The 19014-nt window shown below is 74.0% G+C and carries 14 protein-coding genes; 9 read left to right on the top strand and 5 right to left on the bottom strand.

Annotated elements, in window-relative coordinates:
• The first annotated feature begins 223 nt into the window (after positions 1-223).
• From AB0C33_RS45215 to AB0C33_RS45190, 6 genes are all read left to right on the top strand, one after another.
• Positions 224-1993 carry an ABC transporter ATP-binding protein gene (locus AB0C33_RS45215; RefSeq protein ID WP_358300057.1) on the top strand — a complete coding sequence of 590 codons (1770 nt, stop codon included), beginning with the start codon at positions 224-226 and terminating at the stop codon, positions 1991-1993.
• Between the two features lie 53 nt (positions 1994-2046).
• The gene (locus tag AB0C33_RS45210) at positions 2047-3945 is read left to right on the top strand and encodes an ATP-binding cassette domain-containing protein (protein WP_358300054.1); all 1899 of its coding nucleotides are present in this window, start codon (positions 2047-2049) and stop codon (positions 3943-3945) included.
• Between the two features lie 563 nt (positions 3946-4508).
• Positions 4509-5378, top strand: coding sequence for a hypothetical protein (locus AB0C33_RS45205; RefSeq protein ID WP_358300051.1), 870 nt, complete (start codon positions 4509-4511; stop codon positions 5376-5378).
• Positions 5379-5761: 383 nt separating this feature from the next.
• Positions 5762-6142: a VOC family protein gene (locus AB0C33_RS45200; protein ID WP_358300048.1), complete on the top strand. Its 381-nt coding sequence runs from the start codon at positions 5762-5764 to the stop codon at positions 6140-6142.
• Positions 6143-6184: 42 nt separating this feature from the next.
• Positions 6185-7027 carry an NAD-dependent protein deacetylase gene (locus AB0C33_RS45195; protein WP_358300045.1) on the top strand — a complete coding sequence of 281 codons (843 nt, stop codon included), beginning with the start codon at positions 6185-6187 and terminating at the stop codon, positions 7025-7027.
• Positions 7028-7221: 194 nt separating this feature from the next.
• Positions 7222-7509: a YchJ family metal-binding protein gene (locus tag AB0C33_RS45190; RefSeq protein WP_358300042.1), complete on the top strand. Its 288-nt coding sequence runs from the start codon at positions 7222-7224 to the stop codon at positions 7507-7509.
• Here the strand turns inward: AB0C33_RS45190 and AB0C33_RS45185 are convergent.
• From AB0C33_RS45185 to AB0C33_RS45165, 5 genes are all read right to left on the bottom strand, one after another.
• The gene (locus AB0C33_RS45185) at positions 7479-8543 is read right to left on the bottom strand and encodes a DUF917 domain-containing protein (protein WP_358300040.1); all 1065 of its coding nucleotides are present in this window, start codon (positions 8541-8543) and stop codon (positions 7479-7481) included. The genes AB0C33_RS45190 and AB0C33_RS45185 overlap by 31 nt on opposite strands.
• Entirely contained in the window at positions 8536-10053 is a 1518-nt protein-coding gene (locus tag AB0C33_RS45180; protein ID WP_358300037.1) for a hydantoinase/oxoprolinase family protein, read from the bottom strand. Before AB0C33_RS45180 ends, AB0C33_RS45185 begins: the two co-directional genes overlap by 8 nt.
• Positions 10054-10158: 105 nt before the next feature.
• Positions 10159-11478 carry a cytosine permease gene (locus AB0C33_RS45175; RefSeq protein WP_352329663.1) on the bottom strand — a complete coding sequence of 440 codons (1320 nt, stop codon included), beginning with the start codon at positions 11476-11478 and terminating at the stop codon, positions 10159-10161.
• Positions 11479-11607: 129 nt separating this feature from the next.
• Positions 11608-12924 (bottom strand): hydantoinase/oxoprolinase N-terminal domain-containing protein, encoded by a 1317-nt coding sequence (locus tag AB0C33_RS45170; RefSeq protein ID WP_358300034.1) that lies wholly within the window; start codon positions 12922-12924, stop codon positions 11608-11610.
• Positions 12921-14024, bottom strand: a complete 1104-nt coding sequence (locus tag AB0C33_RS45165) for a DUF917 domain-containing protein (RefSeq protein ID WP_358300031.1) — start codon at positions 14022-14024, stop codon at positions 12921-12923. The genes AB0C33_RS45170 and AB0C33_RS45165 overlap by 4 nt, the downstream gene beginning before the upstream one ends.
• A 90-nt stretch (positions 14025-14114) precedes the next feature.
• On the opposite strand from AB0C33_RS45165, the gene AB0C33_RS45160 reads away from it, so the two are divergent.
• The 3 genes from AB0C33_RS45160 to AB0C33_RS45150 all read left to right on the top strand — a co-directional run bounded on the left by AB0C33_RS45160 (position 14115) and on the right by AB0C33_RS45150 (position 18668).
• Positions 14115-15542: a helix-turn-helix domain-containing protein gene (locus AB0C33_RS45160; protein ID WP_358300028.1), complete on the top strand. Its 1428-nt coding sequence runs from the start codon at positions 14115-14117 to the stop codon at positions 15540-15542.
• 87 nt (positions 15543-15629) lie between these two features.
• A complete protein-coding gene (locus AB0C33_RS45155; protein ID WP_358300025.1) occupies positions 15630-16559 on the top strand; it encodes an alpha/beta hydrolase in 930 nt (309 codons plus the stop codon).
• 78 nt (positions 16560-16637) lie between these two features.
• On the top strand, positions 16638-18668 hold the full coding sequence (locus tag AB0C33_RS45150; RefSeq protein WP_358300022.1) for a M14 family zinc carboxypeptidase: 2031 nt from the start codon (positions 16638-16640) through the stop codon (positions 18666-18668).
• Positions 18669-19014 lie beyond the last annotated feature (346 nt).

The following is a 19014-nucleotide window of genomic DNA, read 5'->3' as shown; positions in this document are numbered from 1 at the left end:
AACCTCCGCGGGGGGTGTAAGGCCGTTCGGTGCTCAGCGTGAGCAGCGGCTGTATAGGCGGCGTATAGATCCCGTAGGCGGCCAAAACCGGTTGCGGCGCGGCGCGGGCGGCTGTTGTACTTCCCGGCGGCACCGATCGCCGGACGAAGGAGCGGATCGATGAGGACAGCGTTCATGACCTCCCAGCACAGGACACCCACCTATTCAGAGGGCATGACGCTTCTTGAGATCCCCGCTCACCAGGACACGTCCGCATGTAGCTAGACCCGCCCGGCGGGCCCTGCGCCACCTGCGGCCCGGCCCGCGCGCCGCGCTCGCGCTGGGCGCCGCCACCGCCGCGGCCACCGCGCTGCCGCTGGCCGCGCCCCACGTCACCCGCCGCTTCGTCGACGACGCCGCCGGCGGCGCCGGGCTGCGCCACCTGATCGTGATCGCGCTCGGCTACCTCGCCCTGGCCGCCGCCGGTCAGGCCGCCCGCATGGCCGCCGCCTGGCTCGCCGGCCGCCTGGCCTGGGACGGCACCAACCGCCTGCGCGAACACCTGGCCGGGCACGTGCTCGGCCTCGACCTGGCCTTCCACGCCCGCCACTCGCCCGGCGAGCTGATCGAACGCGTCGACGGCGACGTGGCGGCCGTGGCCGATTTCGTCGTCGCCTTCGTCCTGGATGTCGTGGCCGGGCTGCTGCTGCTGGCCGGCGTGCTCGCCGTCGTGTTCACCGTCGACTGGCGGCTGGGCGCGGCGCTGCTGGCCTACTGCCTGCTGGCCGGGCTCGCCATGACGGGCGCGCAGCGGCTCGCCGTGCCGTCGGCGACCCGGTCGCGGGAGGCGAGCGCCGCGCTCTACGGCCACCTCGAAGAGCGGCTGGCCGGAGCCGAGGACCTGCGGGCCAACGGCGCGGGCGGGCACGCGCTCGGCCGCTTCCACCAGGTCGCCGGGGCCTGGTTCCGCGCCGAGTGGCACGGCTCGCGCATCGCGGGCGGCCTGCTCGCGGCCACGAACGTGGCGTTCGCGGCCGGGACCGCGCTGATGCTCGCCCTGGCCGCCTGGCTGCTGGACGCCGGGGCGCTGACGGTCGGCACCGCCGTGCTGCTCTTCCAGTACACCCTGATGATCCGCACGCCGTTCGAGCGGCTGATCGACCAGCTCAGGCAGTTCCAGGGGGCGCTGGCCGGGTTCGCCCGCATCGGCTCCCTGCTGGCCGAGCGGCCCGCGCTGCCCGTCCGCGCCGTGCCCCGGTCGCTGCCCGCCTCGGGCGCGCTCGGCCTGCGGCTGGACGACGTGAGCTTCGCCTACCCCGACGACGGCGAGACCGCGCTGTCGGGCATCACCCTCACCCTGGCCCCCGGCGAACGCCTGGGCCTGGTCGGACGCACCGGCAGCGGCAAGACGACCCTCGCCAAGCTGCTGCTGCGCCTGTACGACCCGACCGGCGGCACGGTCGAGATCGGCGGCCTCGACCTGCGCGAGTGCGACCCGGAGTCGCTGCGCCGCCGGGTCGGCGTGGTCACCCAGGACGTACGGCTGTTCGACGGCAGCGTCCGCGACAACCTCACGCTGTTCGGCGCCCTGACCGACCCCCGCCACGACGACGCCCGCCTGCTGGAGGTGCTGGCCGGGGTGGGGCTGGGCGGCTGGCCGGCCGCGCTGCCCGGCGGGCTCGACGGCGAGCCGGGCGGCCTGTCGGCGGGGGAGGCCCAGTTGCTCGCCTTCGCGCGGGCCTTCCTGGCCGACCCCGGCCTGGTGATCCTGGACGAGGCGTCCAGCAGGCTCGACCCGGCCACCGAACGGCACGTCGAGGACGGCGTACGGCGGCTGCTGGACGGGCGGACCGGCGTGCTCATCGCGCACCGGCTCTCCTCGCTGGCGCACGTGGACAAGATCGCCGTGCTGGAACGCGGCAAGCTCGTCGAGTACGGCCGCCGCGCCGACCTGGCCGCCGAGCCCGGCAGCAGGTTCGGCCGGCTCCTGGACGCCGCGGGGGTGAGCCGGTGAACGCGCGCCGGGCTCAGGCTCGGCCGGCTCCCGGACCCCGCCGGGACGAGCCGGTGAGCGCGCGCCGGGCCCTGGCGGTGGCGGGCCGGCTGATCGGCTTCGACGTGCGCCTGTACGCGCTGCAGATCCTGCTGTGGCTGCCGGTCCACGTGCTGCCGCTCGGCGGCGGCCTCGTGCTGCGGCAGCTCTTCGACCAGATCAGCGGGCACAGCCCGGCGACGTTGCGGCAGTCGTTGTGGCTGTGCGCGGCGTTCGCGGGTGTCGAGCTGGTCCGCGGGATCGTCCTGGTGTTCGCCTGGTCCTACGGCTCCTACTGGTGGGACGCGGCGGCCACGCTGCTGCGCGCCAACGTCCTGGGCTCGGTGCTGACCGCGCGCGGCCCGGTCGCCGCCCGGCTGCCGCGCTCCCCGGGCGAGTCGCTGGCCCGGCTGCGCGACGACGTGGCCGAGCTGGTCGAGCTCGCCGACGAGTCCGTCCCTCTGGCCGGAGGCGTGCTGTTCGGCGGGGTGGCGCTGGCGGTCATGGTCTCGATCGACCCCGTGGTCACCGTGACGCTGGTCGTGCCGATGCTCGCGATCGGCGTGCTGAGCAGGCTCATGGGACGGGTGATCAGACGGCGGCACCAGCGGGCCAGGGAACTGGGCGCGGGCGTGACGGCCTTCGTCGGCGAACTGTTCGGCGGCGTGCTCACGCTGAAGACGGCCGGGGCCGAGCGGGCGGCGCTGGACCGCCTGCGCACGCTCAACGCCCGCCGCCGGGACGCCGCCGTAGGCAGCCGCCTGGCCACCGACCTGCTGGAGGCCGCCACGGGCACCACGGTCGAGCTGGGCGTCGGCGTCGTGCTGCTGCTGGCCGCCGGGGCGATGCGGCGCGGCGAGTTCACCGTGGGCGACCTCGCGCTGTTCACCAGCTACGTCGGCTGGCTCACCGCGCTGCCCCGGACCATCGGCTCCATCCTGTACCGCCTGCCCAGGGCGGACGTCTCCGCCGAACGCCTGACCGCCCTGCTCGCCCCCCACCAGGACACCCCCGACCTGACCCGCGACCACCCCCTCCACCTCCGTCCCACCGCAGGCCCGGAAGGACCGCCCCCGAGCCCGCACCTCCGTCCCACCTCGCCCCCGCCTTCGGGAAGGTCGCCCCTGAGGCGCGCCCCCCGCCTCCCCGCACCGCTCATGGAGCCGCCCTCGGGCGGAGAGGGGCCGCCGACCGCGCCGACGACGCTGGAGGTGCTGGAGGTACGTGGGTTGAGCGTCGTGCACCCCGGTGGGCGCGGGGTGCACGACGTGGATCTGACGCTCCGGCGCGGCACGTTCACCGTCGTCACCGGGGCCGTCGGCGCGGGCAAGACCACGCTCGTGCGCGCCGTACTCGGCCTGTTGCCCCTCGACACGGGGACGATCACCTGGAACGGCCGCCCGGTGCCCGACCCGGGCGCGTTCCTGGTGCCGGGACGGGCGGCGTACGCGAGCCAGATCCCGCGCCTGTTCTCGGAGACCCTGCGCGAGAACCTGCTCCTCGGCCTGCCCGCGGGCGACGCCGACCTGGCCCGCGCCCTGGAACTGGCCGCCTTCGAGGACGACCTGGCCGCCATGCCGGACGGCCTGGAGACCGTCGTCGGCCCCCGGGGCGTGCGTCTGTCCGGCGGCCAGGTGCAGCGCGCCACCGCCGCCCGCGCCCTGGTCCGCGCCCCGGACCTGCTCGTCGTGGACGACGTGTCGTCCGCCCTGGACGTCGGGACCGAGAACCTGCTGTGGGAGCGCGTCGCCCGGCACGGCCCCGCCACGCTGCTGGTGGTCTCCTCCCGCCGGGCCGCGCTCGAACGCGCCGACCAGGTGGTCGTCCTCGACCGGGGCCGCGTCGCGGGCCGCGGGCCGCTGGGGGAGTTGCTGCGTACGTGCCCCGAGATGCGCAGACTATGGGACGGAGAACCGATCGAGGCGTCCAGCTAGCTCGTCCCGCCACCGACCGGCACGTCCAGGACCGCATGCGGCGCCTGCCGTCCGGGCGTACCGGCGTGCTCGTCGCGCACCAGCCCTCCTCCATGGTCTGCGGGACATGGCCGCCGGCTTCGCCGCGGCAACCTGCACTGCGAGCTCACGCACATCGAGAAGAATGAGGGCGCTGAGGTCCGGTTCGGTATCTGGTTGGCCGCACTGTAGTGGTGCACAGAGGGCCAGGGCGGGCCAAGGCCACGAGACCTAAGTCGGTGGCCAATTGGATTCGAGAAGTTCAACCACCACTTATGTTGCTCATTGCGATTTCTGGCAAGCTCTGTGTAATGAAGATCCGTTCGAGATTCGATCGTGACTCGTAGGACGTTGCCTGACGATCTTGATGCAGGTAGACCATGTCTGCTGCACTGAACTCCCTACGGAGCCAGGTCTACCTCCGCGAACTGGACAATCGATTGGACCAACAAAGCGCCGGTCGGCAAGAACCTGTATGTACTGCCTCGGGCCCAAGGCCGGCCTGCTCTACATAGTCCGACTCACCTCAAGGATGGACGGCAGATTTGAAACGCCGCATACTGATACCGATTTCGGTGTTGGTCGTTGGAGCTTGCGCAGCATGGTTGGGTTGGCGTTCTCTGGCGCCAAGACAGGAGTGGGACAGCGGTATCGGGAACGAGCGGATCCGATACGTCCTGCTGAACGCGTTCGGTGTGGCAAACTCCGACATTCGTGTCGAATTCGATCAGCTGGCCAAGGATGGCCACACCATATCTGAAGGCGTCGGAGAGGATGGAGACATCGAGGTCGTGCTCGACTCGCGACGCCTGCGGCGCGGCGAGAGTCATCCGCAGCATGACGCCATCCGCTTGCGGCAAGGCGGGCTCTTTGGAATACCCTCGATAGCCGGCATACGGCTCAGCGGAGCACTGCAACGGTTTGCCGATGACAGGGATGAGACTCTTCTGAGTCGAGCTGACCTCAAGCGCACCCTGTCCAGGCTGAGCCGTACCGGGGTCCTGCTGCAGGCAGTGGTGAAGTTGAAGCAGCCGCTCCTCGAAAAGAGCCTTCCAACCACCCCGCCCATACCGCAACCGCTTGATATTGAAGCGGTTCTCCTCTCTCCGGGCGCATCCGGGCAGAAGCCAATTTCCTGGGACGTCAACAACTGCGAATACAGGCTCCCATCCGGGCCTTGTACGCAGGGATTAGCCGCACAGTTTCAAGCATGGGTGCAATCTCTCAGGCCCGAGGATGCACAACCGCTGGAGCTCATCGGCCTCCGTTACGAGGAACTCCAATTGCGCGCCCGAGAGCCGAAGGCGTACGGGTTCATCACGGAATCGACGCCGGAGGTGCTGGCGTGGCTCATGCAACAGCCAGAGGTGGCGCGGATCGAACTCACCGACATCGGCTTCCTCCGTTCTTCTTGAACGGCAGGGCCCAGGGGCGAAGTGTTCAGATGAAGTGAAACGAGTATCGGAGACCGTCGGCCCGCGGCTGGGGCAGTGGTCGGCGCTGCGCTGTGGGACCAGGCGATCAGGCGCCTGCGGGGCCGAGGTTGATGGAGCGCACGACGTGGACCCGGCGCTCCGGCGGGGGATACGTTCACCGCCGTCACCGGGGCCGTCGGCGGGCAAGGAGGCGCCCGTGCGCGCTCTGCTCGGCATTTGCCGCCTTCGAGGAGGATCTGGCCGCCATGCCGCAGGGCCTACAGGCAGGGCTTGGGACGTGGGCTGCTGGGGGAGTTGCTGCGTACGTGTCCCGAGATGCGCAGACTATGGGACGGAGAACCGATCGAGGAGCGAGGGACCACATGAGGATCGACCGCCTGGACCACCTGGTGCTGACCGTCGCCGACGTCGAGGCCGCGGTGCGCTTCTACACCGCGGTGCTGGGGATGGAGGCGGTGACGTTCGGCCAGGGGCGGCGGGCGCTGGCGTTCGGGCAGAGCAAGATCAACCTGCACGAGGCGGGACGCGAGTTCGAGCCGAAGGCGGCCCGGCCCGTGCCCGGCAGCGCCGACCTGTGCCTGATCACCGCCGACCCCGTCGAGACGGTCATGGACGAGCTGGCCCAGCACGGCGTCGGGATCGAGGAGGGCCCGGTGGAGCGGACCGGAGCGCTCGGCCCCATCAGGAGCGTCTACCTGCGGGACCCCGACGGGAACCTGATCGAGCTCAGCAACTATCTCTGACCGGGCATTATGGATGGTGTGCAAGAGACTGCGACAGCACCCGTGACGGCACCCGTGACGGCGCCCGTGGCGGCACCGGCGATGGCGTCGCTGGCCGAGCTGGTGGCCGGTGGCGGCGTCGTGGTGCTCAGCGGGGCCGGGCTGTCCACCGAGTCCGGCATTCCCGACTATCGGGGCCCGACCGGGCGGTCCCGGCGTGCCGAGCCGATGACGTACCAGCGCTTCACCGGCAGCGCCGAGGCGCGCCGGCGCTACTGGGCGCGCAGCCACGTCGGCTGGCGGCAGATCGGCCGGGCCGCCCCCAACGCCGGCCATCGCGCGGTGGCCGAGCTGGAGCGGCGCGGCCTGCTGGCCGGCATCGTCACCCAGAACGTCGACGGGCTCCACCAGGCCGCCGGGGCGCGCCGGGTGATCGAGCTGCACGGCGGCCTCGACCGCGTCGTGTGCCTGTCGTGCCGCGAACGCACCCCGCGTGCCGAGCTTGAGCGCCGCCTCAGCGCGGCCAACCCGCGCTGGGCCGCCGAGGGCCGCGTCAACCCCGACGGCGACGCCGCCCTCACCGACGCCCAGGTCGCCGGGTTCCAGGTGGTCGACTGCGTCTCCTGCGGCGGTCTGCTCAAGCCCGACGTGATCTTCTTCGGCGAGAACGTGCCGAGGGATCGGGTGGCGGAGTGCTTCGCGCTCGTGGGCGGGGCGCGCTCGCTGCTCGTGCTGGGGTCCTCGCTGGCGATCAGGTCGGGGCTGCGCTTCGTCACCAGGGCCGCCGAGCTCGGGCTGCCCGTCGCCATCGTCAACCAGGGCCCGACCGGCGCCGACGCCGACGCCGACCTTCTGCTCGACGCCCCGCTCGGCGCCACCCTGACCGAGCTGGCCGCCCGCCTCTGACCCGCACGCCCGTGCCGGGCGGAGCGCGAGGCTGACCCCACGCCCGCACCGGGCGGAGCGCGAGGCGGCGCGGGGGCGGCACAATGGGGGGCATGCCTCCTCGTCCATGCCCCTGCGGTCTGCCCGCGTCCTACGCGGACTGCTGCGGGAGATACCACCGCGGTGAGGGGTCGGCCCCCACCGCGGAGTCGCTCATGCGGTCCAGGTTCAGCGCGTTCGCCGTGGGCGACGAGGCCTATCTCATGGCCACCTGGCATCCCGCCGACCGCCCGGCCCGCCTCGACCTCGACAGGAAGGTCGCGTGGACGGAGCTGGAGGTGCTGGAGAGCACCGGCGGCAGCCCCGTCCACACCGAGGGCACCGTGCGGTTCCGCGCCCACTTCGTCAACCGGCGGGTGCCGGGCGTGCTCGACGAGCACAGCAGGTTCGTCCGGCTGGACGGCCGCTGGGTCTACGCCGGGGTCGTGGCCGGCGGCCGGTAGTCGCAGTCGTAGCCGAAGTACCGCGGCCCGGCCAGTTCCAGGCCGCCCGGCGAGGTCCAGCGCGGGTCGCAGGGCACGGCGATGACCGTGACGCGCAGGCCGTAGCGCATGGCCTCGGTGGTGACCGGCTCGCCCGAGTCGGTGTCCAGCACGCAGATCAGGTCGGGCGTGGTGGCCACGATCTCGCCGTCCCGGCGGGCCAGCAGGTGCTCGTTCTGGAAGCTGAGCTCCAGCGTGCCGGTGCCCTCCAGACGGGCCTGGCCGCGGGCGAAGCCGCCGGTGGTGCGGCGCTCGACGTCCACGACCTTGCCGGTGAACAGCTTCAGGCCGCCCAGCACGTCCAGGGCCGCCGCCACCGGGTCGGCGTGCCCGGCGCGGGCCAGCCGCACGGCCCGGCCCAGGTCCTCGGCCAGCGTCAGCGTGGCCGGCACCAGACCGTCGCGCAGCTGGTCGCCGCGCATGACGGTGTCGGCGCAGGAGACCTGGCAGCCCATCTGCACGCACGCCGCCCTGGCCAGGCGCTCGGCCCACACGTTGGACACCGTCTCCAGCACCAGCGTGTTGCCCTTGTCGTCGGCCAGGGCCATCGGCGTGTTCGGCACGCCGATCAGCGTCGGCAGCACCATCTGCGCCTCGGGGAAGGCGCGGCCCATCGCGTCGCCGTCCACGATCGGCAGGCCCGCCTGCGCGGCGGCGGCGATCGGGATCATCGAGTTCACGCCGCCAACCTCGATGGGCACGATGTGCGTGGCCGGACGGCCGAGCACCGCCTCCAGGGCGCGCAGCGCGGTCAGCTCCTCGGTGCCCGCCGGCAGCTTCTCCAGCAGCACGGTCGGCGCCCCCATGCCCGAGACCGCCACGACGGTCGCGTCCGCGGGCACCTCGTCGATGGCCACCAGCGGCACGGGGCCGTGCCGGCGGATGGCCTCGCGGGCCAGCAGCTTGCCCACGTACGGGTCGCCGCCGCCGCCGGTGCCGAGGATCCCGGCGCCGCGCGCCATGTCGTCCAGCCGGTCGATTCCGATCTCACGCATCGATCTTCTCCAGGTCCAGGTCGCCGACGGCCTTCACCCTGATCCGGGTGGCGTCGCCGGGCAGGTAGGCGAGCGGCAGCTCCTCCACGTCCACGATCCGCACGCTGCCCGCGCGGGCGCCGCCGCGCTCGGCGCGGATGATCGCCTCGCTCTTGGCCTCCTCCAGGATGCGCTCGCGGGGGCCGGAGAAGACCCGGTCCACCTCGCCGCCGACCTGGGCGATGGCCGCGCCGACCGCGTTGGCCACCTCGAAGTGCGCCGGGCGGCGCACGTCGTCGAAGCCGGGCAGCTCCTGGATGAGCACGCTGCCGCCGCCGACCAGCACGACGGGCAGCGGCGCGGACGAGGTGCGCATGCGGTCGACCGCCTCCGAGACGCGCTCGGCGATGAGCTTGAGCGGGCGCTGCGGGTCGACGTGCGCGACCCTGTCGCGGTCGCCGATGTCGGCCAGCCCGGCGGCCACGGCCAGGTCGGTGGCGGTCAGCGTGCCGCCGCCGAACACCAGCGCCTCCTCGGTCAGCCGGTAGCCGACGCTGCGCGGGCCGGTGGTGCCGTCCTCGGCGACCAGCGAGCCGCCGCCGATGCCGATCGACAGCACGTCGGGGATGCGGAAGTTGGTGCGCACCTCGGCGACCAGCGCCTCGCCGGCGGCCTCGCGCGGGAACCCGCCGACCAGGATGCCCACGTCGGACGTGGTGCCGCCGATGTCAACCACCGCGCAGTCGGTCAGCCCCGACAGGTACGCGGCGCCGCGCATCGAGTTCGTCGGCCCCGACGCGAACGTGGCCACCGGGTAGCGGCGGGCCTGGTCCACGTCCATGAGGGTGCCGTCGTTCTGGGACAGGAACAGCGGCGCGTCGATCCCGGCCACCCGCAGCGCCTCGCCGAAGGCGGCCACGGTCCGGCCGGCCAGCGGGCGCAGGGCGGCGTTCACGATCGTGGCGTTCTCCCTGGCCAGCAGGCCGACCCGGCCGATCTCGCAGGACAGCGACAGGTGCACCTCGGGGCCCAGCTCGGCGGCCAGGATCTGCGCGGCCTCGCGCTCGTGGGCGTCGCTGACCGGGGAGAACACCGAGGAGATCGCGACTGTGCGCAGACCGCGCCGCCTGATGTCGGCGGCGACGCCGCGCAGCTCGTCCGGGTCGAGGGGGGAGATGGGGGCGCCGTCGTACTCGCAGCCGCCGTGGCACAGGTAGACCGCGCCCTCGACCGCCTGGCGCAGGCGGTCGGGCCAGTCCACCAGCGGCGGCAGCGCGGCGGTGGCGGGCAGGCCGAGCCGGACGGCCGCGACCGGCTCCAGCCGGGCGGCCTCCACCAGGGCGTTCACGAAGTGGGTGGTGCCGATCATCACCGCGGACACCCGGGTGGCGCCCAGGCCGGCCAGGGCCGCGGCGACGCCGCCCGTGACGTCCGCGGTGGTGGGGGACTTGACAGTGGCCAGCACCTGGCCGTCGTCGCCGATGAGGGCGGCGTCGGTGTTGGTGCCGCCCACGTCGATGCCGATTCGCATGAAGGAGGACTCTCTTCTCGGACGGTGAGCGCGGGCCGCGCGACCCTCGGACGGTGAGCGCGGGCCGCTCGGCTCTCGGACGGTGAGCGCGGGGCCGCGCGATTCTCAGACGGTGAGCGCGGGCCGCTCGACGGGGACCTCGCGGGTGCCGCGGACCAGGCCGAGCCGGCCCGCGACGACGTAGCCCAGGCCCGCGAGGATCAGGGAGTTCAGGGCGGGGATGCCGATCCACTGGTAGTGGTCGCTGAGCCAGCCGACCAGCGCGGCGGCGGCCCAGATGACCAGCGTGGCGGGCACCCACGTCGGCTCGGTCTCGGGCAGCGTGCCGGTGGCGCGCGAGGCGTCCAGCACCGGGCGCCAGCGACGCACCACGAAGTACTCGGCGACCATGATCCCGGCGACGGGGGGCGTGATGACGCCGAGGATCAGCAGGAAGTCGGTGAAGCGCTCCAGGATCCCGGCGGCCGCCAGCACGCTGCCCAGGACCCCGATGCCGATGGTGACGGCGACCCGGTTCAGCCGCACCCCGACCGTGGACTCCACGGCGTTGAGCAGGCCGAGCGCGGCGGAGTACAGGTTCCAGTTGTTGATCTTCACGGTGGCCGAGATGAGGACGATGACGCCGATCACGCCGGAGGAGGCCGTGATGATCGCGATCACGTCCGAGGACTTGACCGCGTAGGCCAGCAGCACGCCGGCCAGGCCGAGCACGTACTCGCCGAGGGAGATGCCGACGAGGGTCTGCTTGACGACGTCGCCGGTGTTGCGGTTGAACCGGGTCATGTCGGGCGTGGTCACCGCGCCGATGATGTAGGAGCCGGCCACGATGGTGGCGCCGGTCGCGATGCTGATCGGCTCGCCGAACGGCGGCGAGGCCACCAGCGACCCCAGGTCATGTCGCGAAATTTCCACCCACATCGCCCAGCCGGCCAGGCCGAGGAACGCCGGCACGGTGATGAACGCCGTCATCCCCATCGCCTTGAACCCGCGGATGACCAGCAGCGTCACGCCGATGCCGGCGATCATGGCCCACGCCCAGAGCGGCAGCCAGGACATGATCGAGTGCAGCCCCGAGGCGAACACCGCGGTCTGCACGCCGAACCAGCCGAACAGGCTCAGGGCGATGATCACGCCGATGATCGTGGAGCCGTACCGGCCGAAGCCGGTCCAGCGGGCCAGCATGGAGGTGGACAGGCCCTCGCGCATCCCGGCGATGCCGACGAAGATGCACACCACCTCCAGGATCACCGAGCCGAGCGTGAACGCCCAGAACGCCCCCCAGAACGACAGCCCGGCGCCGAGCGTGGCGCCCAGCAGGAACTGCGTCAGGTCGGAGAGCTGGCCGAACCGCTGCACGGCCACGTTGAACCAGGAGTAGCGGGCGGCCTGCGGCACCCGCTCCAGTGGGTAGTCGGAGTCGGTCATGGTGGTCTTCCTTCGCGTCGGGGGGGCGTGGCGGGGGCTCACGAGCGGAGGCTCACGAGCAGGCGGTCACAGGGCTGGTCACAGGGTTGGTCACAGGGCGGGTCAGAGAGCCGGTCAAAGGGCGGGCGGTCACAGGAGCGAGGGCGGCCCGGCGGCGCGGGCGCGCAGCCGGACGAACGGGCCGGGCAGGTAGGCGAGCGGGATCTCCTCCACGCCGATGACCCGCACCCGCCGCGGATCGGCCCCGGCGCGCACGGCCGCCGCCCTGGCCTCCTCCGCGACCGGTTCGAGCGCCGCCGCCAGCGCCGAGCGGTCCGGCAGGCGGACGATGCGCTCGTACTGGCCGCCGACCGGGCTGACCGCCGCGCCGATGGCGCCGGCCGCCGGCCCGTGCTCGGGATGCAGCCCCTCCGGCACGGCGTGCTCACCGCCGCCCACGACCACGAGCGGCAGCAGCCCGGCGCCCGGCTGCAGCCGGTCCACGGCCTCGGCGAGCTCGGTCGGGTCGACCGGCCGCGGCACCCTGATCAGCCCGGGGATGCGCAGCCCGACGGGCACGCCGCCGATGTCCGCGCCGCCCACGGCCTCCTCCGGATAGCCGCCGGCCAGCACGCCGACCCGGACGCGGGTGGCGCCCACGTCGGCGACCACCGCGTCACCGAGCCCGGTCAGCGCGCCGGCGCCGCGCAGCACGCTCGCCGGGCCGCTGCCCAGGCTGAGCCCGGGATGGCGGGCCAGGTGCTCCAGGCTCATCAGCGTGCCGTCGCCGCGGGTCACGAACACCGCCGCCCCCGGGCACAGGCCCGCCAGCGCGGTGGCCAGCCCGCCGGAGACCGCGCCCGCGAACCCCGACAGGGCGGCGTCCAGCACGGTCGCGTTCTCGCGTTCCAGCAGGCCGAGCGAGCCGAGGTCGGCCGACAGCGCGATCGGCACGCCCTCGCCCAGCTCCGCCCGGACGATCTCGGCCGCCTCGCGCTCCTGCTCGCCGTCCAGGGGCGAGAACAGGCCCGCGACGGCGACGGCCTGCGCGGTGCCGGCCACGCCCGCGGCGAAGCGGGCCACGGCGTCGCGGTCGAGGGGCGTGCGGTCCTCGCGGTCGAGGCCGCCGCCGCCGTCCACGACGGCGGTGCCGGCGTTCACCGCGGCACGCAGGTCGGGCGGCCAGCCGGACAGCGGGCGCACCGCGGTCGCCGACACGCCCGCGATGCGCAGCACGGCCACCTTGCGCAGCCCGGACCGCCTGGTCACGGCGGTCGCGGCGCCACGCAGGCCGACGGCGACCTGGGCCGGCTCGCCGTCCATCGGCAGGCGGGCCAGCGCGGCGCGCACGCCGGCCACCGGGTCGCCGGGGATCGACGCGATCTTGACGGTGGCCAGCACCTGGCCGTCGTCGGCGACGACGGCCGCGTCGGTGTTGGTCGGCCCGACGTCCACCCCGGCCCTCACGCGCCCACCTCCCGTCCGGCGGGCCCGGAAGACCCGGTAGGCCCGGTGGACCCGGTGGGGGAGGGGCTGAAGGCCGTGTCCGCCGGGGTTTCCGGCGTCGCGGCGGCGGGGGGCGCCTGGGGTGGGGGAGGGGTGGGAAGTCCGGTGAGACCGAACGCGGCGGGCCCGGCCAGCCGCAGCCCCTCGGGGGTGTGCCAGACCGGGTCGCAGGGGACGCGCACCACGCTGACCCGCAGCCCGTACCGGACCTGCTCGGCCTGCACGACCTCGCCCGTACGCGTGTCCAGCATCGCGATCACGTCGGGCACCACGGCCAGCGGCACGCCGTCCTCGACGACGGCCAGGAACTCGCTGCCCGCCTGGACGCGCACCAGCCGCCCCTGGTCGTACCCGAGCCCTTCGACCAGGATCGACCCGGCCGTCTCGGCGACCTTGCCGGTGACCAGCGGGTCGGGCAGCCGCGTCCCGAGGCGCACGGCCCGGGTGACGGAGCCGAGCGCGGTGGCGCCGGCCACCTGGTCGCCGCGCATGATGTACTCGCTGGTCGCGACCTGGCCGCCGAACGCCTCCAGCGACGCCCGTACCAGCCGTTCCAGCCAGCCGCCGGTCACCCGGTCGACGACGACGGTCCGGCCGCGCTCGTCGCACAGCACGGCCGGGGTGGGCGCGATGCCGCGCAGCTGCATCACCGTCTGGTCCATGCGGGGGAAGGCGCGGCTCATCCCGTCGGCGTCCACCAGCGGCAGGCCGACGCGGGCCGCCCAGGCCACCGCCAGGCAGCCGTTCGCGCCGCCGATCTCGCTGGCCAGCACCGCGCCGACGGGCGCGCCGTACAGCTCCTCGATCTTGTCGCGCAGGTAGACGGGCTCGTCGGTGCCGCCGACGCGCTCGGACATGACGGCCGAGGAGCCCGCGGTGCCCACGGGCATGATCAGCAGCTCGGGGTCCAGCTCGGCGGGCTGCACGACGCGTACCGGCCCGTGGTCCTCCAGCGCCTGCAGCGCCGCGGCGCGGGCGATGGTCACGGGACCGCCGCCGCCCGAGCCCAGCACGGCGCAGCCGCGGGCGAAGGCGGGCAGCAGCCCGGTGTCGATGTCCATGCTGTCGAGGTTACGAAGCCGCAGGTCGAGGGCGGATGTTCCAGCCGCACCTTTTTGCCGGGCTTCGTGTGCCGATGGCACACTGATGGCATGTTCCTGCTGGAAGAGCTGCGTCCGCTGGCCGGGCCGGAGGCACCGGCGGCGGCCTCCGGCGTGCGCCTGGTGGAGGACCTGGGCGGGATCGCGGGCCAGCCGCCGGGGTCGGTGCTGGTCCTGACCGGCGCGGCCTCGCGGCAGGCGGCCGGCTACCGGCTCGACGTCGCGCTGCGCGACGCCGCCGCGGCCGGCGCCGTGGCGCTCGTGCTCACCGCGGAGGCCGGGCAGGCCCTGGAGGTCCTGGAGGCCGCGGTCGACCGGAGCGCCGCCGCGCTGGCCGAGCGCGGCGGGGTCGCGCTGCTGGCGGCCGCCGGCGGCGACCTGGCGGAGCTGGTGGTGGCCGTCGACCGGGCCATCGCGGGCGACGCCGCCGAGGCGCTGGTCCGTACGGCGCGCGCCGCGGAGGCCGTGGCGGGGGCGGGCGGCGTCCCCGAGCGCATCGCCGAGGCGGCCGGCGCGGCTCTCGGCCGTCCCGTCCGGGCCGACGGCGGCGCGTTCACCGCCCAGGCCGGCGGGCCCGCCGGGACGCACTTCGACCGGGCCGCCGGGATCGTGCTGAGGGTCGCCGCCCTGGCCGCCGCCGCGGGCCCGTCCGACGAGCTGCCCGGACGGTCCCGCGCCCAGCTCCTCACCGAGCTGCTGGTCGCCCCCGAGAACCAGGCGCAGGAGCTGGCCCCCCGCGCCAGGGCCCTCGGCCTGCCGATCGACGACTGGCACGTCGTCCTGCGCCTGGAACCCGCGAAGGACCCCGCGAAGACCCCGGACGCCGCCGCCGACGGCCCTGCCGAAGGCGGCCAGGAACGCTACGCCCTGCTGGAGACCGCCGCCTCGCGGGCCGTGCGCGCGGCCCGCGAGCTGGGCGGCGCCGCCTGGAACGCCGCGCTCGCCGGCGACGCGCTGATCGTGGTCCGCAGCCAGCGGCGCGACCAGGGCAGGGCGGGCCTGCGCGAGGCCGTGCGCGACGCCGCCCGCCTGCTCGAACGGGTCCGCCCGGCGGGCGCCGAGCTGCGCTGCGGGGTCAGCACCGCCAACCAGGGCCTGGTCGGCCTGCGCACCTCCGCCTCCGAGGCGCGTACGGCCCTGCGCCGCAGCACCCTGCCGCTGGCCACCTACGACCTGGCCGGCCTCGACCGGATGCTGGAGGAGTGGTACGCCTCCGACGCCGCCCAGCACGCCGTCAGGGAGCTGCTGCAACCGATCCTCGACCTCGGCGGCGAGCGGGCCGCCCACCTCCTGGCCATCCTGCGCGCCTACCTCGACCACAACGGCTCGCCCGCCCGCGCCGCCGAGGAGCTGCACCTGCACCGCAACGCCGTCAGCAGGAACGTGCGCCGCATCGAGACCCTGCTCCAGGCCGACCTCGCCGACCCGCGGCAACGCCTGGCCCTCCAGCTGGCCTGCCGCGCGGCCTCCTCCCGCTGAAGGACGGCCCTCCGGGACCCCGCTCCCAGCCCGCGTTCGCCCGCCAGGACGAGGAAACCCGGCGGCCGGCTCCCTAGATTCGGTGGCATGAGAAGAGCGCGGCGGCTGGCCGCCTGGTGCGCGGGGCTGCTGCTGGTGGCCACCTGCGCGGGGCTCGGCTACGAGACCGCCGCCCGGCGCGGCGACGCCACGCGCCACCCGCCCCTGGGCCGCCTGGTGAACGTCGGCGGCCACCGCCTGCACCTGCGCTGCACGGGGGCCGGCGGCCCGGTGGTGGTGCTGGAGGCGGGCCTGGTCGAGTCGAGCGCGAGCTGGGAGGTGGTCCAGCGGCGGCTGTCGGCCGGGCTGCGCGTGTGCTCCTACGACCGGGCCGGCTACGCCTGGAGCGAGGAGGGCCCCGGGCCGCGAACGGCGGGCCGCGCGGCGGGGGAGCTGCGCGCGCTGCTCGCCGCCGCGGGCGAGCCCGGCCCGTACGTCCTGGCCGGGCACTCCTACGGCGGCCAGATCGTCCGCCTGTTCGCCGCCCGGTATCCGGACGTGACGGCGGGCCTGGTGCTGATCGACGCCACCGACGAGGAGGCGGTGGCGGCCATGCGGGTGTCCCGGCCGCTGCTGGCCGCCCAGCTCACCGCCAACCAGGCGCTGGCCAGGATCGGCCTGCTCCGGCTGGCCGGGGATCTCCTGGTGCCCGGCGACGCCACCCCGGCGGCGCGCGCCGCCGCCCCCGTCGTCTACGGGCCGGGCAGCATGGCCGCGGCCAGGGCCGAGGCGTGGGCCTTGCCGGACAGCGCGCGGGAGGTCGCCGGGACGGCGGAGGGGCCGGACGGGCCGCCGGTCGTGGTCGTCATCCCGTCCGGCGGGCCGCGCAGCGCCCTCGACCAGGCCCGGCGGGTGGCCGCCAGGTCCACGCGCGGACGGGTGGTGGTAGCCGCCACCTCCGAGCACTACGTGCAGTATCGGCAGCCCGATCTGGTCGTCACGGCGATTCGGGACGTCGCCGCCTCCACAGAAGGGTGAAACTGGGTCTTGCCGGTTGGGTCAAGTCGGCTTTCAATGATCGGGATACCGGTGATCCTGGAGGAGCCGATGCGTGGCTTGAGGGCGTCCGCAGTCATCCTGATGATCGTCGTCTCGACGTTCCTCGCCTCCGGGCCGTCGTCGCTGCCGGCGGTGGCGGGGCCGGGCGATCCCGAGCCGGCGTCGCTGGTCACGCTCTCCGTGCCCGACAGGGCCGCGATGGAGCGGCTGGTCGCCTCCGGCGCCGACCTGACCGAGCGGGTCCGTCCGCAGGCCGACGGCAGCGTCCAGGTGGACGCCGTGCTCACGGCCGGCAAGCTCGCCGAGCTGCGGGCGATCGGCGTGGGCCTGGCGTCCGGCACGCCGCCCGCCGCCCGGCAGGCGCCGTCCGCCACCGCCGCGCAGGACCAGATCGTCATCGAACGGGCCGTCTGGTACAAGTCCCGCGACGGGTACTTCCTGTCGGTCGAGGCCAGCAGCAGCGCGGGCGAGACGGCGGCCCTCACCGCCACCTGGACGGGCCGCGGCGGCGCCACCGGCCAGGTCGCGATGGTCCCGTACGTCGACGCCGGCGCCTACCTGGGCCACCAGTTCAGCACGCCCGCCCCGGTGCCGGCCGAGCCGCAGCGCGTCACGGTCACCTCGGCGACCGGCGGCACGGCCGAGGCCCGCGTCCGGGAATGGCCCGACGGGGACCGCCCCGACCACCGGGCGCCGGGCTACCAGAAGGACTTCGTCACCCAGTACATGCCGCCCGCCCAGCTCAACGAGCGCATCCAGGCGCTGCACCGGCGGTACCCGTCGCTCACCGACGTCATCCCGCTGCCCAACCTCACCAACGGCTACCGCCGCCACGCCCAGGCGCTGATCGGCACGCCGCCCGGCGCCGCGATCGTGGTCACCTCCGACGCCTACGGCTCCGAGGGCGGCAACGACCTGTCCGTCGAGCTGGCCGCGCCGGGCGCGCCGGACCGGCCGCTCCAGGTGAGCGTGGCCCGCAAGCAGGTCACGGTGAGCCTGGCCACCGACGGCTCCGGCACGCCGGTCAGCACCGCCGCCCAGGTCGTCGCCGCGATCAACGCCGCGCCGGGCACCGGGCTGAAGGCCGCCGCCTACCGCACCGACCCCGGCGCCGGCGTCATGGCCGCGGCCGCCGCGACCCGGCTCACCGACTCCCTCAAGGCGCCCGCCGACGTCTCCCGCAAGCCCATGCGGGTGCTGGCGCTGCGCGTCGGCGTCCACCGTGACGGCTCGCGCACCGGCGTGCTGGCCTACGCCCAGGAGCACGCCAGGGAATGGGTGGCGCCGCTGGTCACCGTCGAGGCCGCCGAGCGGCTGCTGCGCAACTACGCCCACGACGCCGCCACCCGCAGGCTGCTGCAGCGCACCGACATCTTCATCGTCCCCACCGTCAACCCCGACGGCGCGAACTACAGCTTCTACGACTTCAACGGCCAGCGGAAGAACATGACCAACCACTGCCCGGCCGCGCAGTCCGACCCGGCGCAGCGCAACACCTGGGGCGTGGACGTCAACCGCAACTACGCCGTCGGCTCCCTGTCGGACGGCTACTTCGGCGCCTCGGCCAACTGCCAGAGCGGCACGTACGCCGGTCCGGCCGAGCACTCGGAGCCGGAGAGCCGCAACGTGATGTGGCTGGCCGAGACGTACCGCAACATCCGGTTCGCCATGAACGTGCACAGCTACGGCGGTTACTTCATGTGGCCGCCCGGGGCGTACAAGCTCGACGGTCGCGTGGCGCTGCCCAGGCCGAGCGCCCAGGAGGAGGCGTACTTCATGCGCTCGGCCCGCACGATCGAGCAGGCCATCGCCGCCGAGCGCGGCACGGTCATCTGGCCCCAGCAGACCGGGCCGGTGACCGACGTGCTCTACTCGGCGGCCGGCAACTCCGCCGACGAGCTCTGGTACGACCACGGCGTCTACGGCTGGGACTTCGAGGTCGGCGCCGACCTGTGGAACCCGACCGCGCGGACGTGGGAGGGCGTGGGCTTCCAGCCGCCGTTCGAGGAGGGGCACGCCGAGGCGATGGAGTTCGCCGCGGGCCTGATCTCGCTGGTGGGGGTGGCGGCCGACTACCGGATGCCGTGACCGCCGCGCGGCTCATGCCCAGGTCATGGCGTTCGCGGGGGCCGGGAATGCCCGCGCGTTGCCCGGGGTTTACATACGGACACCCCGCGACAGTGACCTGGGCTTTTGCCCATGTTGGGGTCGCTTGCCCGGGGTTTACGGTTCAGGGGTAGATCTTTGCCCGTTTTAGGGTGTTTGGTTTGCGTTTGTCCGTTTCTTGGGTTAGTGTCTACCTATTGGCGGGTGAGTGGCCCATCTGGGTCCGCCCCCATTGCGCTCCACGTAGCGACCGATGGCGTTTGTGCCCGGCTACGGCGTTCATGTCTTGTCTGAGTCAAGCGAGCGCATGCCCCCCTGATGATCGATG

The organism is Nonomuraea sp. NPDC048881 (genome assembly GCF_040649795.1).
Taxonomy (GTDB): Bacteria; Actinomycetota; Actinomycetes; order Streptosporangiales; family Streptosporangiaceae; genus Nonomuraea.
This window is presented reverse-complemented; position numbering and strand designations above follow the sequence as displayed.

Bases quoted from the DNA above. Each gene is read 5' to 3' on its own strand.
- AB0C33_RS45200 (WP_358300048.1), top strand. From the start codon at position 5,762: ATGAGGATCGACCGCCTGGACCACCTGGTGCTGACCGTCGCCGACGTC.
- AB0C33_RS45190 (WP_358300042.1), top strand. From the start codon at position 7,222: ATGCGGTCCAGGTTCAGCGCGTTCGCCGTGGGCGACGAGGCCTATCTC.
- AB0C33_RS45185 (WP_358300040.1), bottom strand. From the start codon at position 8,543: ATGCGTGAGATCGGAATCGACCGGCTGGACGACATGGCGCGCGGCGCC.
- AB0C33_RS45180 (WP_358300037.1), bottom strand. From the start codon at position 10,053: ATGCGAATCGGCATCGACGTGGGCGGCACCAACACCGACGCCGCCCTC.
- AB0C33_RS45175 (WP_352329663.1), bottom strand. From the start codon at position 11,478: ATGACCGACTCCGACTACCCACTGGAGCGGGTGCCGCAGGCCGCCCGC.
- AB0C33_RS45165 (WP_358300031.1), bottom strand. From the start codon at position 14,024: ATGGACATCGACACCGGGCTGCTGCCCGCCTTCGCCCGCGGCTGCGCC.
- AB0C33_RS45160 (WP_358300028.1), top strand. From the start codon at position 14,115: ATGTTCCTGCTGGAAGAGCTGCGTCCGCTGGCCGGGCCGGAGGCACCG.
- AB0C33_RS45155 (WP_358300025.1), top strand. From the start codon at position 15,630: ATGAGAAGAGCGCGGCGGCTGGCCGCCTGGTGCGCGGGGCTGCTGCTG.